We start from the raw sequence: 13,971 nt of genomic DNA on the forward strand, positions 1-13,971 counted from the left end.
TTAGAAAGATTTCTAATATTATTAAGTATAGTTACGTAACATACCTTAAATTAACGAGTCATTAGGCTTAGAAGCTATGACGCATACCAAAACCAACAACTTTGCTTTTTGCACTATACAAGAAAGCATAGTCAGAAGCATAAGAGCCATAAGCATATAAATTTGTACGCTTAGACAAATCTTGTGTATAACCAACACTATATACATTCATAGAGTCATTATCACCAGTTAATCTAGCTCCTTTTGGTTTTGCATTTACAGAAACACGCTGCCAAGATCCAAAAACATTACTAGATTCATTAATTGGGGCACTTACACCAACAACATATGAATTAGAACGGAATCCATCTGCATACTCTGTTATTAACCTGCTTAAGCCTATTAGATCTCTATAGCCATCTACATTCAATGCTCCAATCCAGCCATCCATCGTTCTTGCATAGGCAACAGAAACTTTAGCCACATCAAAATCATAAGCTCCACCAACAGCATAAGAACAAGGGCTTACATCAAAGTATGCATCACGCTCTACCCTACGTTTAGAACCTTTAACATAATCAAATGACGCAGAAGCAACTAAAGGCCCATTAGAGTAACGAATACCTGTTGTAAAGGCACGATCGTTTTCATTTGTTCTCCAGTTTGCTGCTTCTTCTGCTGAAAATGCATTATTAACAGTAACATGCTCAGATTTAGCAGATTTAGTATCAACGCTGAAAGAATAACCAACTCCGATATCAATTCCACGGAAAGAAGGAGTCTGATACATAACCATATTATCATAACGAACATTTGTAGAACCAATGCTCATTCCGATAGCTGACTGTTCAAAACCACCTTTAAATGGATCTATATTTGCAAAATATTTGCTAGCAACATTAGTTTGACGGCCAATATCCAAACGACCCCAGGCATCATTTGCTACACCAATAGTAATCTGTCTACCAAAGACACGTTGAGTTTGAGCAGCATCACCATTTGCAGAATTAAAGCCACCTTCTAAAACGAATTCAGCACGCAAACCGTTTCCAATTTCTTCAGTTCCTTTAAGGCCCCAACGAGAACCACTTTGAGCTCCAGACACAGGACCAACACGACTAATCTTGTGTTTTACTCTCCGAAAATCACGCACTTCTACAGTATTTACATTAACACCTGTATCAATTAATCCATATAAATTAACAGCTGTTTCTGCCTGGGCAACACCAGCAAAACTGGTAACCAAAGCAGCTGCAAGCAGAGTTTTTTTCATTTAAAAAATCTCCAATAATTTGAATAACAAGAGCAAGATATACTCAACACAAAACTCCTTAACTCCAAAATAGAAGTTGTGAGCACTGTATTAAAATTTAGCTCAAATGACCACAATAAGTACAATAAAAAAGACAAAATACGTTGTAAAATAACAACTTGCTTAAAAAGCCAATGTTCCAACTTTTTTAAACATATTTAGCTTTTTAACAAAGTGATCTATCATATACTAAATCAATAAGGAGATATTATAATCTCCATAGAGCAAAACTCACCAATAAAAAACAACAAAAATACAAAAGTGTTACAAACTTACAATAACATAATAACTAAAAAGAAAAAACACTAAATAGTTAAAAACAACTAGCTAAGAGATATATAAAATAATTATGCTATTATTCTTGATATAAATAAAACCAATTAAGTAATTGATACCATGGTGCCGGCGGCGAGACTCGAACTCGCACAGCAATCAGCTACTACCCCCTCAAGATAGCGTGTCTACCAATTCCACCACGTCGGCTATGAATAAATAATGAAATTAATTGTACCATATAAACAAGATTATCTAATATAAATTAGATCTTATTGTTTTTTATCCAACTTTTTTTCAACAAACTCTTTATCTACATTATTATCAACATGATCAAAATTAGGAACTGAAGTATCTATTTCATGACCATCACTATACATAACACTAGATGCTGATGATTTAACAAAAGTCTTATTATTCATATAAGAAATACTAACTGTACTTAGAAAAAAAATAATAGCAAAATACTTAGTAGCTCTGGATAAAAAATTAGCAGATCCAGAAGCGCCAAAAACACTAAGAGAAGAAGCACTTCCACTAAATGCACCAATATCAGAACCTTTACCATCTTGTAACAATACCAATATGATAATAGCAAAGGCTGAAATTATTTGGAAACTTACTATGAGTAAGGACAAAGACATTTTAAATACCCTCAAATCAAGATTTTAGAGAAGATATGGCCAAAAAATCTTCTAGAATTAAAGAAGCTCCACCTACTAAAGCACCATCTATATCTGGCATTGCAAAAAAATCAAATGCATTATTTGGTTTTACACTTCCGCCATATAGTATATTTACATTAGAAATACCATTATCTGATAACATTTTACGAATCATATAATGAATATTTTGCACATAATCAGGATTTGCAGCAATTCCCGATCCTATAGCCCAAATAGGCTCATATGAAATTATGATTTTTGATAATGATGAATGTTTCAGCTGCAAGATAGAATTCACTTGTTTCTCAATTATTTTAAAAGAAATACCTGAATTATATTGATCTAGAGTTTCACCTATGCAAACTACCGGAGTTATATTATTATTTATTGCAGCTTCCATTTTTCTTAAAACATCAAGATCAGTCTCTCCATGAAACATACGCCTTTCAGAATGTCCTACTATAACCCATCTACAACCAAACTCTTTCAACATACTACCAGATACTTCCCCTGTATATGCTCCAGAAGAATGTATGCTTATATCCTGAGCACCCCATGAACAATTACTACCTTGCAAACCTAGAACTGCTTGATATAAATATGGAAAAGGAACACAAATTCCTATTTCACAATAAAGAGAATAATCTATTGACCGCAAACCTTTTAATAATCGCGCATTTTCAAAAAAACTACCAAACATTTTCCAGTTACCTAGAACAAGACGTGCAGATTTTTTATAATCCATAGCAATAGTCAAAACCCAATATATAAAATTATCATAAAATAAACCTGGCAATCTTAGAGCTATATTCTTAAAATTATCTTACCAATATGCTCTCCAGACTCCATCATAGCATGAGCTTTAGAAACTTGATCAAGTGGAAAATAAGCATAAGTAATTGGTACAATAATTCTTTTCTCTAGAAGAGGCCAAACAACTTTTCGCAAAGCACTTGCTATCCTAGACTTAAATAAATTAGATTTAGAACGCAACATGGAGCCACTAATAGTAAGATTTTTTCTTAAAATATCAACACAATACAGATTAGCACGAGAGCCACCAAGCAAAGCTATCATCACCATTCTACCACTATCAGATAAAACTTTTATGTTTCTTTGTAGATAATCACCAGCAACCATATCTAATATTAAATTTACACCTTTCATATCAGTTAAATCTAAGATCTGTTTTACAAAATCTTCGTTTTTATAATTAATACACTTCAAAGCTCCCAAAGATTCCACTGCTTTTACCTTCTTATCACTACCAGCCGTAGCATAAACTAAACAACCCATAGATTTAGCTAACTGTACAGCCATAGTTCCAATACCACTAGAACCTCCATGAACTAAAAAAGATTCACCACTTGATAAGTTCCCTATATTAATAATATTATTCCACACAGTAAAAAGAACCTCAGGAAGACCAGCAGCTTCTTCAAAAGACACATTCTTAGGGATTGGCAAACAATTATGAATATGAGCTATACAATATTCAGCATAGCCACCACCAGTTAATAAAGCACAAACCTTATCGCCTATAGAAAAATCACTATTATCTAAATCACCAGAAACAATTTCTCCAGAAACTTCTAAACCAAGAATATCTGAAGCTCCAGCAGGTGGACTATATAATCCTTTTCTTTGAAAAATATCAGGCCTATTTATACCAGCAGCTATTACTTTAATTAAAACCTCTTGTTTACCAGGATTAGGAATATTTCTACTACCAACACACAAAACATCAATATTACCATAACCATTAACCTCTATAACTTTCATATCAAAAATCCAAAAGCAAAGATAATAAAATAGTAAATAAAATTGATACAATCAAATCAATATAAAAAATAAAAACCAGGTGTTGTCTGTTATTACAGAGAAAAAGATATTATGAAATGATATAAATTGATAATTTAACAACAGTGAAAAATTCGAAATGGCGGAAGCTCAGGGATTCGAACCCTGGGATCCTCTCGGATCTCTGGTTTTCAAGACCAGTGCAATCGACCACTCTGCCAAACTTCCTATTTCTAAGCGTTACATTATATAATATATTCACATAATCATGTTGTAAAATTTGTATTTTAAAAAAAAAATTAAATTTTATAAAAATTATTCTTGGATATAAATAAAAGCAATGATATATTTGTTGTGATTAACAAATATATCATTGCACCTGTGGCGAAATTGGTAGACGCAAGGGACTTAAAATCCCTCGCCTAACGGCATGCCGGTTCGACTCCGGCCAGGTGCACCAAGACTTCTGTGCTATAAATCTTCTTGTACAGCTACTGCTTTAGCTGAAAGCCTAAACCTGCCTTTATCATCAGATTCTATCACCTTAACTTTTATTTTTTGCCCGATGGATAAAACATCACTTATGTTCTGTATCCTATTATTGGATATTTCAGATATATGCAAAAGACCATCTTTTCCAGGAAACAACTGAACAATAGCGCCAAAATCCAAAATGCGTAAAATTTTACCTTCATATATACTACCAACTTCTACATCAGCAGTTAATTCTAATATTTTCTTATAAGCATTTTGCACATTATTATTATCAATACCAGCCACAGAAACAACACCATCTTCAGAAATATCAATCTGAGTTGCTGTTTCTTCTGTTATTGCTCTGATTGTAGCTCCTCCTTTTCCGATAACATCGCGTATTTTATCTGGATTAATTTTGATTGTTATTATCTTTGGTGAATATGATGATAATTCTTCACGAGAAATATTTATAGAATTTTTCATCTTATCAAGAATAGATATTCTCCCTTCTTTAGCTTGTAATAGAGCAATCTCCATTATATCTTTGGTTATTCCCTGAATTTTGATATCCATCTGTAAAGCAGTTATACCATCAGAAGTTCCTGCTACCTTAAAATCCATATCACCAAGATGATCTTCATCCCCTAGAATATCAGTTAAAATAGCAAATTTATCATCTTCAAGTATTAAGCCCATTGCAACACCTGCAACATGTTTACTTATAGGAACACCTGCATCCATCATTGCTAGAGATCCTCCACATACAGATGCCATAGAAGAAGATCCATTAGACTCTGTTATCTCAGAAACCAGTCTCGTCGTATAATTAAAATCTTTAGAGTCAGGCAAAATTGGAGTTAATGCTCTTCTTGCTAAATAACCATGTCCCACTTCTCTTCTTTTTGGAATTCCTATGCGCCCAATTTCTCCTGTCGCAAATGGTGGCATATTATAATGAAAAATAAATTTATCCCTATATTCCCCTAATAAAGAATCTATAATTTGCTCATCATGCTTAGTCCCTAATGTAACTATAACTAATGCTTGAGTTTCACCTCTTGTAAACAAAGCACTTCCATGAGCTCTTGGCAAAACACCAAGCCTAATATCTATGGGTCTTACTGTTCTTGTATTCCTACCATCTATCCTAGGTTCTCCTGACAATATTCTGTTTCTAACAATTTTTGATTCTAAGTTAAAAATAATATCATCAATAGCACTATCCAATGAAACAACATCAGAACTACCTACTCTATCTTTCACAAAATTTTTGATTTCTAGTCTAATTTCTCTAAGAACTAAAGAACGATCTTGTTTTTCTTTAATGTTATAAGCCGATAATAATTTTTCATTAGAAAATTCATTTATGAGATCAACTAAAAACTGATCACATGGTTTTGGCTTCCAATCCCATTCTGGTTTTCCAGCTTCTTTCACTAACTCTATTATATTATCTATAACAATTTGCATCTGCTGATGACCAAAATCAATTGCATCAAGCATTATAGATTCAGTTAATTCTTTAGCTGTAGATTCAACCATCAGAACTGCTTCCGAAGAACCTGCTAAAACAAGATCTAAAGAAGATCTCTCTAGTTGACTCTTAGTAGGATTGATTACAAAATTATTTTCTATAAAACCAACCCTAATTGCACCAATAGGACCATCAAATGGAATTCCAGATAAAGCCAACGCAGCAGAAGCGCCTATTATAGAAATAATATCAGGATCAATTTCTGGGTCAACAGATAAAACATGAATAATTATTTGAACTTCATTATGAAATTGTTTAGGAAATAATGGCCTTAAAGGTCTATCAATTAAACGTGCTGTCAATATCTCTTTCTCAGATGATTTCCCTTCTCTTTTAAAAAAACCTCCAGGTATTTTACCTACAGCATATGTTTTCTCAATATAGTCTACAGTCAGTGGAAAAAATTTTTGTCCTTCTTTAACTTCTTGACTACCTACAACTGTAGCTAAAATAACTGTGTCACCCATAGATGCAAGAACTGCTCCAGAAGCTTGTCTTGCTATTTCTCCAGTTTCTAAGACCACATCATTCAAACCATATTTAAATGACTTAATTACTTTGTTAAACACAAATATTCCTTAAAAAAAAACCGCGGTCAGTACGATCAAAATAAATCGCTCTAACCACGGTACTATGCGTCATATATAATAAAATTACTTACGTAAATTTAATCTATCTATTAAAATCTTATAAGAATTAGGATTTCTACTTTTCAAATAATCTAAAAGTTTGCGGCGTCTACTAACCATTTTTAGTAAACCTCTACGAGAATGGTGATCCTTTAAATGTTTTTTAAAATGACCAGTAAGGTCATTAATTCTAGCTGTTAACAGCGCAACTTGAACCTCTGGAGAACCAGTGTCTCTATCAGAACGACAAAATGCAGAAACTATTTCGTTTTTATTTATATCGGCAACAGCCATAATCAAAATCCTCTAAAACATGCTTCAGAACTGAGGAGTTCTAAAGTGAAATAAAAATACTACTCAAATATTAATAATAAGATTATATACAATTTATAAAGTATTACAAATATAACTAATAAATACAATGAAGATATTTTAGTTTTTATGACGATTTTTTCTAATACTATAAGCTCTATAATATCTATGCATAGATATTATCCACCCAGATAACCCATATATAATAAATACACAAAAAAGTATTAAAGGGGGGTTACTAGAAACAAACACGAATATTCCTACCATCAACAGAATTACCCAAAAAGGAACGCTTTTTCTTAATGAAAAATTTTTTCCACTATAGAATGGGATATTAGTGACCATTAGAATACCAGAGTACATCGTCAATATAAAAGCGGCTACAATAACATACGAATCATTAATAAATACTTCATTATCAACAGACAACCAAATAAATCCAGAGACTAAAGCAGCAGCAGCAGGTGTAGGTAATCCTTGAAAAAACACTTTATCAATATTATTTATATTGGTATTGAATCTAGCCAACCTTAAAGCAGCACCTACAACATAAACAAAAGCAGCAATCCATCCCCAACGACCAATTTCATGCAAAATCCATTCATAAATAACTAAGGCTGGTGCTACACCAAAGGATACCATATCTGACAATGAGTCGTAATGTTCTCCAAAAGAAGATTGAGTATTTGTAAAACGAGCTATTCTACCATCTACCCCATCGAGTATCATTGCAACAAAAATAGCAATAGCAGAAATCTCAAAATTATTATTCATTGATTGAACAATTGCATAAAATCCTGCAAATAATGATGCCGTAGTAAATATATTAGGCAATAGATATATACTACGATGACAATTCTCGAGATCACCCATAGTTCATCTAACCAAAAATAAAAATATAAGCATAAAAAAACGGTATACCTTTTACAGTATACCGTTATAAATAAATATACAAAAATCTTAATTCTTAGATTTATCTACCAACTTATTAGCGGTAATCCAAGGCATCATTGATCTTAATTGCCCACCAACTTTCTCTATTAAAGAATCAGCATTAATACGACGACGAGAAGTTAATGTAGGGGCACCAGCAACATGCTCTAAAATAAAATTCTTTGCATACTCACCAGTTTGTATATCTGTCAAGCATTGACGCATAGCTTTACGTGTTTCATCAGTAACAACTCTAGGACCTGTTACATATTCACCAAATTCTGCATTATTAGAAACAGAATAGTTCATGTTTGCTATACCGCCTTCATAAATTAAATCAACTATTAATTTAAGTTCATGTAAGCATTCAAAATATGCCATTTCTGGAGCATATCCAGCCTCAACTAGAGTATCAAAACCTGCTTTAATAAGCTCGACTGTACCACCACACAAGACAGCTTGTTCTCCAAATAAATCTGTTTCTGTCTCTTCACGGAAAGAGGTTTCAATGATACCAGCACGACCACCACCATTTGCACATGCATATGACAAAGCAATATCACGAGCAAAACCAGATTTATCTTGATATACAGCAACTAGATGAGGAACACCACCACCATTTCTGTAGGTACCTCTTACTGTATGACCAGGAGCTTTAGGAGCTACCATAATAACATCAATATCATTACGTGGAACTACCTGACCATAATGCACATTAAACCCATGGGCAAAAGCCAAAACAGCACCAGATTTTATATTTTTTTGAACTTCATTATTATAGACATTGGCAATATTTTCATCTGGCAATAACATCATTACCACATCAGCAGCTTTTACAGCTTCAGCAACTTCTTTAACTTGTAAACCTGCGTTTACAGCCTTGTTCCAAGAAGCTCCATTTTTGCGCAAACCAACCACAACTTTAACACCTGATTCATGCAAATTTAAAGCATGTGCATGACCTTGAGATCCATAACCAATTATTGCAACAGTTTTACCTTTAATCAAAGATAAATCACAATCCTTATCATAAAAAACTTTCATCAAAAAGCTCCATTAATTTTAAATTTATATAACTACATAAAACAAAATACAAAACAACACTTTTAAATTTTAATAGGATCAAATCTTAAGTATCCTTTCTCCTCTACCTATACCAGAAATACCAGTACGAACAGTCTCTAAAATAGAGCTACGATCTAACCCATCTATAAAAGCCTGTATTTTACATTGTGTTCCAGTTAGTTCAATTGTATATGATTTATATGTAACATCAACAATATGACCACGAAAAATATCAGTCATACGTTTTATTTCATCCCTCTCTTTACCTATAGCCCTTACCTTAATTAGTAAAAGCTCCCTTTCAATATGAGCTCCATCATTTGAATCAACAACTTTTACAACATCTATTAATCTATTAAGATGCTTAGTAATTTGTTCTATTACCTCATCAGAACCAATAGTAACCACTGTAAGCCTAGACAAAGTTGAATCCTCTGTAGGAGCAACTGTCAATGACTCAATATTATAACCACGAGCAGAAAATAAACCAACCACTCTAGACAAGGCACCTGGCTCATTTTCCATTAACACAGAAATCACATGTTTCATAATGACAATCCTATAAGTCCTCAGAACCAAGCAACATTTCAGTCAAACCACGACCTGCTTTTACCATTGGCCATACATTTTCTGTACGATCTGTAATGAAATCCATAAAAACTAATCTTTTCTTATATTTAGAAAAACTCTCTTTCAAAGCAGGTTCAACATCAGATGGCTTTTCTATACGAATACCTACATGACCATAAGATTCTACTAATTTCACAAAATCAGGCAAAGACTCCATATATGACTGAGAATATCTTGAACCATAATCAATTTGTTGCCATTGACGTACCATCCCAAGAAAACGATTATTTAAACATATAATCTTTGGTGTTAGATTGTACTGAAAACATGTAGATAATTCTTGAATATTCATTTGTATTGAAGCTTCACCTGTAATAACAGCTATATCGGCGTCTGGATTTGCTTTTTGCACTCCCATTGCATACGGTAAACCAACACCCATAGTTCCAAGGCCACCAGAATTAATCCATCTTCTTGGTTGTTTGAAACCATAATACTGAGCAGTCCACATCTGATGTTGACCAACATCAGATGTTATATAAGCATCACCATTGGTAACTTTCCATAAAGTTTCAATAACATATTGTGGTTTTATAACCTCATCAGAATTTAAATATTTTTTGCAATTCTTCTCTTTCCATATAGCAATTTGATCCCACCATTTTTTTAGTGACGACTGTTTCAAACCACCTAATTTTAATTGTTCAATATGGTCAATCAAATCAATCAATATATCTTTTACATCCCCAACAATTGGAACATCAACCCTCACCCTTTTGGAGATAGAAGATGGATCGATATCTATATGTATTATTTTTCTAGCATTTTGAGAAAAATGTTTTACATTTCCAATAACACGATCATCAAAACGAGTGCCAATTGCTAGCATAACATCACAATGTTGCATAGCAAAGTTAGCCTCATAAGTTCCATGCATTCCTGGCATACCAAGATACTGTGAATCATCAAACGAAACAGAACCCAACCCCATTAATGTATTTACACAAGGAGCTCCTGTTATCTTTAATAAAGATCTTAAATTATCTGACGCATTAGATAAAACCACACCTCCACCAGTATAAATAATCGGACGCTCAGCAGTTAGTAGCATTTGAGCCGCTTTCTTTATCTGCCCTTGATGCCCTTTTACAACAGGCGAATAAGACCTCATAACAACTTCATTCTTAGCAGGCACATATTTATGCTTGGCAGCAGAAACATTTTTTGGTATATCTATCAATACAGGCCCAGGACGACCAGTCTGTGCTATATAAAAAGCCTTCCTAACAGTTTCTGCCAAATTCTTTACATCTCTAACCAAAAAATTATGCTTAACACATGGACGAGTAATACCTATGGTATCACATTCTTGAAAAGCATCTTCTCCAATAGCCTCAGTAGAAACTTGCCCACTTATGATAACCATAGGGATAGAATCCATATAAGCATTAGCTATACCAGTAACAGCATTAGTTGCACCTGGGCCGCTAGTCACTAGACAAACACCTATTTTCTTTGAAGACCTGGAGTATGCATCAGCTGCATGAACTGCTGCTTGTTCGTGCCTAACCAGAATATGTTCAAATTTATCCTGTTTAAAAATTGCATCATATATATACAGAACTGCACCACCTGGATATCCAAAAACATGTTCTACGCCTTGTTCAGCCAAGCAATGTACAAGTATATCTGCACCATTCATTTCCATTATTTATTTCCTTTCAATACAAGCTCTTTTTCCTCATGATTGTCATAACTATATAATAACAGAACTAATATAATTTTAAATAACTATGGTAAATGCTTAGAAACTCATAGAGTTATTCCACAAAATCACAGTAATAAAGTCTATCTTTGTTCATCATGAGCACAGAACAAACGTCTATAAAAGACGAATAAGATCGAAACGAAAGCCCTGGTAATCCGCACTTTTGATGCGACCAAAAGCAGCTATTGTTACCCCATATAAATGATATACCGATAAATATAATATTAAGAACACTGAATCAAGCATGTACAAATCAGTGTCATATGAGAACCAACGCTTTGCTACGTTCAAATGATAATTATAAACTACTTTAACAACTCAATGAAGATAGATTAACAAAAAAATAAATAAAATTATATTTTGTGTCTGAAAACCAAACAATCTTCCCTTGATTCAGAAGAAATATAGGTATAGCCACCATATGTATTTTTTTTTAATTCATCTAAATTTACAACCCTATTACTTATAATATATCTAGCTACTAAACCACGTGCCCGTTTCGCCTTCACTCCAACTACTCTCCAATGATCACCTACAAAATCTTGAAAAATACAATTAACTACTTTCGTATTCAAAATACTAGAATCTATAACCTTAAAATACTCATTTGAAGATAAGTTTAAGACAATATTAGAATTGTTTTTTTGTTGATATCTATTGATATACGAAGCAATTTCGTTTTTCCAAAATTCATATAAATCTCTACCACAACTTAATCTAAGTTTAACTCCCATATCTAACCTATAAGGCTTCATTAAATCTAATGGTCTAAGCAACCCATATAAACCACTCAGAATGATAAAATGATCTTGTGCCCAATATAGATCATCAAGCTCCAAAGAATATGGATCTAAAAATTTATAAACATCACCGCTAAAAGAAAAAAAAGCACTTGCCATGCAATTATTGCTATTTTCCCAATTCAAATAACGATCGAAATTTAGTTCAGAAAGTTTTTGACTAATCTTCATCAGGCTAGATAATTCATCTACACTTTTTCTTTTAAGTTCATTTACTAATACAGAAACTCTTTCTGTAAAAATAGGTTCTACATCAAAAGAATATTTGCTATTATTTTGATCAATTTTTTTAGATGGAGAAAGTAAAAATAACACTTCAAAATCCCAGATAGTTCAAAACAGTTAAAATATGTACGCATACAAATATAACAAAGCAAAAACAATACAAACAAATACAATAAAATTACATGTATAATTATAATTGTAGGAGAGATGACAGAGAGGCCTAATGTACCTGACTCGAAATCAGGAGTATAGAATTAACTGTACCGTGGGTTCGAATCCCACTCTCTCCGCCATCATAAAGATATCTATGGCCTTAAAATACTATCACCATCCATGTAGCAACGAAGAGCTTCTGGTATAATTAAACTACCATCTTTCTGTTGGTAATTCTCCAAAATGGCTACTAAAGTTCTACCCACTGCAAGAGCTGATCCATTTATTGTATGTACATACTGAAGCATACCTTGATCATTGCGAAAACGAGCTTTCATTCTCCTTGCTTGAAAATCTTCACAATTAGAAACAGAAGATATTTCACGCCAATTTTTCTGAGATGGTAACCAAACCTCTAAATCATAAGTTTTAGCTGAACAAAAACCCATATCACCAGAGCATAATAAAACCACCCTATAAGGTAATTCTAATAACTGCAATACTCTTTCTGCATCAGATAAAACAGAATCCAAAGCATCATACGAAGTATTAGGATGAACAATTTGAACTAATTCAACCTTATCAAATTGGTGTTGTCTAATCATCCCTTTAATATCACGACCACCACTTCCTGCTTCAGAACGAAAACATGGAGTATGAGAGGTTAATTTTATAGGTAATTCATTCATATCCAATATAGTATTAGATACCCTACCAACTAAAGTAATTTCAGAAGTAGAAATTAAATACTGCTCATCAACACTATTATTGCCATAATTCAAGGAACCCTTATTAATCGCAAACATTTCTTCTTTGAACTTAGGCAACTGACCAGTACCAAACAAAGCAGAAGCATTCACTATATAAGGGGTATAACACTCAACATAACCATGAGTAATATGTAAATCTAACATAAACTGCGTCAAAGCTCTATGCAAACGAGCTAAACCACCAGTCATAAACAAAAATCTAGAACCAGACATTTTTGCTGCAGTAGAAAAATCAAGACCAAGAGGCTCACCTATTGCCACATGATCTTTATAATCAAATTTTTCATCAATAGGCCTTTTATCAGACTTCCATTGACGAATCTCAATATTATCTTGCTCATCAGAGCCAGTAGGAACACTACTATGAGGAACATTCGGAATAGAAAATAATATTTTATTAATTTCTTCCTGGTAATAAGCAAGTTTTTGTTCTAGATCTTTTAAGTCTTCAGGTATAGATTGGGATTCCAGAATTAAATCACTTGCATCTAATCCTTGTGATTTTAAAAAACCTATCTTCTTTGCCAAAGAATTACGCTTTGCTTGCATCTCCTCAGTCTGTTTCTGCAATTTTTTACGACTAGATTCTAATTCTTCATAATAAGAAATGTTTAATTCATAACCACGAGCAGATAATCTATCCATCAATTTCCGCGGTTCTTTACGTATAATATTTATATCTAACATAATTTTAAAAGTTAAAAAA

The 13,971-nt window shown here is 33.0% G+C and carries 12 protein-coding genes and 4 tRNA genes; 2 read left to right on the forward strand and 14 right to left on the reverse strand.

Features of this window, described 5'->3' with window-relative positions; genetic code table 11:
* Positions 1-67 precede the first annotated feature (67 nt).
* The 6 genes from I1N47_02595 to I1N47_02620 all read right to left on the reverse strand — a co-directional run bounded on the left by I1N47_02595 (position 68) and on the right by I1N47_02620 (position 4,257).
* The gene (locus I1N47_02595) at positions 68-1,252 is read right to left on the reverse strand and encodes a porin (protein ID WBF65330.1); all 1,185 of its coding nucleotides are present in this window, start codon (positions 1,250-1,252) and stop codon (positions 68-70) included.
* Between the two features lie 436 nt (positions 1,253-1,688).
* A tRNA-Leu gene (locus I1N47_02600) sits at positions 1,689-1,774 on the reverse strand.
* A 62-nt stretch (positions 1,775-1,836) separates the two neighbouring features.
* A complete protein-coding gene (gene secG / locus I1N47_02605; protein ID WBF65331.1) occupies positions 1,837-2,208 on the reverse strand; it encodes a preprotein translocase subunit SecG in 372 nt (123 codons plus the stop codon).
* Positions 2,209-2,224: 16 nt separating this feature from the next.
* Positions 2,225-2,974 (reverse strand): triose-phosphate isomerase, encoded by a 750-nt coding sequence (locus I1N47_02610; protein ID WBF65332.1) that lies wholly within the window; start codon positions 2,972-2,974, stop codon positions 2,225-2,227.
* A 59-nt stretch (positions 2,975-3,033) separates the two neighbouring features.
* Positions 3,034-4,011 carry an NAD(P)H-quinone oxidoreductase gene (locus I1N47_02615; GenBank protein WBF65333.1) on the reverse strand — a complete coding sequence of 326 codons (978 nt, stop codon included), beginning with the start codon at positions 4,009-4,011 and terminating at the stop codon, positions 3,034-3,036.
* A gap of 158 nt (positions 4,012-4,169) precedes the next feature.
* A tRNA-Ser gene (locus I1N47_02620) sits at positions 4,170-4,257 on the reverse strand.
* 147 nt (positions 4,258-4,404) lie between these two features.
* Between I1N47_02620 and I1N47_02625 the strand changes: the two genes are divergently transcribed.
* A tRNA-Leu gene (locus I1N47_02625) sits at positions 4,405-4,489 on the forward strand.
* A gap of 11 nt (positions 4,490-4,500) precedes the next feature.
* Here the strand turns inward: I1N47_02625 and pnp are convergent.
* The 7 genes from pnp to yaaA all read right to left on the reverse strand — a co-directional run bounded on the left by pnp (position 4,501) and on the right by yaaA (position 12,432).
* The gene (pnp, locus tag I1N47_02630) at positions 4,501-6,609 is read right to left on the reverse strand and encodes a polyribonucleotide nucleotidyltransferase (protein ID WBF65334.1); all 2,109 of its coding nucleotides are present in this window, start codon (positions 6,607-6,609) and stop codon (positions 4,501-4,503) included.
* Positions 6,610-6,693: 84 nt separating this feature from the next.
* Positions 6,694-6,963, reverse strand: coding sequence for a 30S ribosomal protein S15 (rpsO, locus tag I1N47_02635; GenBank protein ID WBF65335.1), 270 nt, complete (start codon positions 6,961-6,963; stop codon positions 6,694-6,696).
* Between the two features lie 138 nt (positions 6,964-7,101).
* Positions 7,102-7,854, reverse strand: a complete 753-nt coding sequence (gene pssA, locus I1N47_02640) for a CDP-diacylglycerol--serine O-phosphatidyltransferase (protein ID WBF65336.1) — start codon at positions 7,852-7,854, stop codon at positions 7,102-7,104.
* Positions 7,855-7,941: 87 nt separating this feature from the next.
* Positions 7,942-8,958 carry a ketol-acid reductoisomerase gene (ilvC, locus tag I1N47_02645; protein ID WBF65337.1) on the reverse strand — a complete coding sequence of 339 codons (1,017 nt, stop codon included), beginning with the start codon at positions 8,956-8,958 and terminating at the stop codon, positions 7,942-7,944.
* Between the two features lie 78 nt (positions 8,959-9,036).
* The gene (ilvN, locus tag I1N47_02650) at positions 9,037-9,528 is read right to left on the reverse strand and encodes an acetolactate synthase small subunit (protein WBF65338.1); all 492 of its coding nucleotides are present in this window, start codon (positions 9,526-9,528) and stop codon (positions 9,037-9,039) included.
* A 10-nt stretch (positions 9,529-9,538) separates the two neighbouring features.
* Positions 9,539-11,257 carry a biosynthetic-type acetolactate synthase large subunit gene (gene ilvB / locus I1N47_02655; GenBank protein ID WBF65339.1) on the reverse strand — a complete coding sequence of 573 codons (1,719 nt, stop codon included), beginning with the start codon at positions 11,255-11,257 and terminating at the stop codon, positions 9,539-9,541.
* Positions 11,258-11,670: 413 nt separating this feature from the next.
* Positions 11,671-12,432: a peroxide stress protein YaaA gene (gene yaaA / locus I1N47_02660; GenBank protein ID WBF65340.1), complete on the reverse strand. Its 762-nt coding sequence runs from the start codon at positions 12,430-12,432 to the stop codon at positions 11,671-11,673.
* A gap of 111 nt (positions 12,433-12,543) precedes the next feature.
* Here yaaA and I1N47_02665 point away from each other — a divergent pair.
* Positions 12,544-12,635, forward strand: a tRNA-Ser gene (locus I1N47_02665).
* A 12-nt stretch (positions 12,636-12,647) separates the two neighbouring features.
* On the opposite strand, the gene serS is transcribed toward I1N47_02665, so the two are convergent.
* Positions 12,648-13,952, reverse strand: coding sequence for a serine--tRNA ligase (gene serS, locus I1N47_02670; protein WBF65341.1), 1,305 nt, complete (start codon positions 13,950-13,952; stop codon positions 12,648-12,650).
* Positions 13,953-13,971: the final 19 nt, after the last annotated feature.

Source organism: Candidatus Kinetoplastibacterium crithidii (genome assembly GCA_027557655.1).
Classification (GTDB): domain Bacteria; phylum Pseudomonadota; class Gammaproteobacteria; order Burkholderiales; family Burkholderiaceae_B; genus Kinetoplastidibacterium; species Kinetoplastidibacterium crithidii_C.

Excerpts from the sequence above, each read along its gene's own strand:
- I1N47_02595 (WBF65330.1), bottom strand. The coding sequence starts at position 1,252 with ATGAAAAAAACTCTGCTTGCAGCTGCTTTGGTTACCAGTTTTGCTGGT.
- secG (WBF65331.1), bottom strand. The coding sequence starts at position 2,208 with ATGTCTTTGTCCTTACTCATAGTAAGTTTCCAAATAATTTCAGCCTTT.
- I1N47_02610 (WBF65332.1), bottom strand. The coding sequence starts at position 2,974 with ATGGATTATAAAAAATCTGCACGTCTTGTTCTAGGTAACTGGAAAATG.
- I1N47_02615 (WBF65333.1), bottom strand. The coding sequence starts at position 4,011 with ATGAAAGTTATAGAGGTTAATGGTTATGGTAATATTGATGTTTTGTGT.
- rpsO (WBF65335.1), bottom strand. The coding sequence starts at position 6,963 with ATGGCTGTTGCCGATATAAATAAAAACGAAATAGTTTCTGCATTTTGT.
- pssA (WBF65336.1), bottom strand. The coding sequence starts at position 7,854 with ATGGGTGATCTCGAGAATTGTCATCGTAGTATATATCTATTGCCTAAT.
- ilvC (WBF65337.1), bottom strand. The coding sequence starts at position 8,958 with ATGAAAGTTTTTTATGATAAGGATTGTGATTTATCTTTGATTAAAGGT.
- ilvN (WBF65338.1), bottom strand. The coding sequence starts at position 9,528 with ATGAAACATGTGATTTCTGTGTTAATGGAAAATGAGCCAGGTGCCTTG.
- ilvB (WBF65339.1), bottom strand. The coding sequence starts at position 11,257 with ATGGAAATGAATGGTGCAGATATACTTGTACATTGCTTGGCTGAACAA.
- serS (WBF65341.1), bottom strand. The coding sequence starts at position 13,952 with ATGTTAGATATAAATATTATACGTAAAGAACCGCGGAAATTGATGGAT.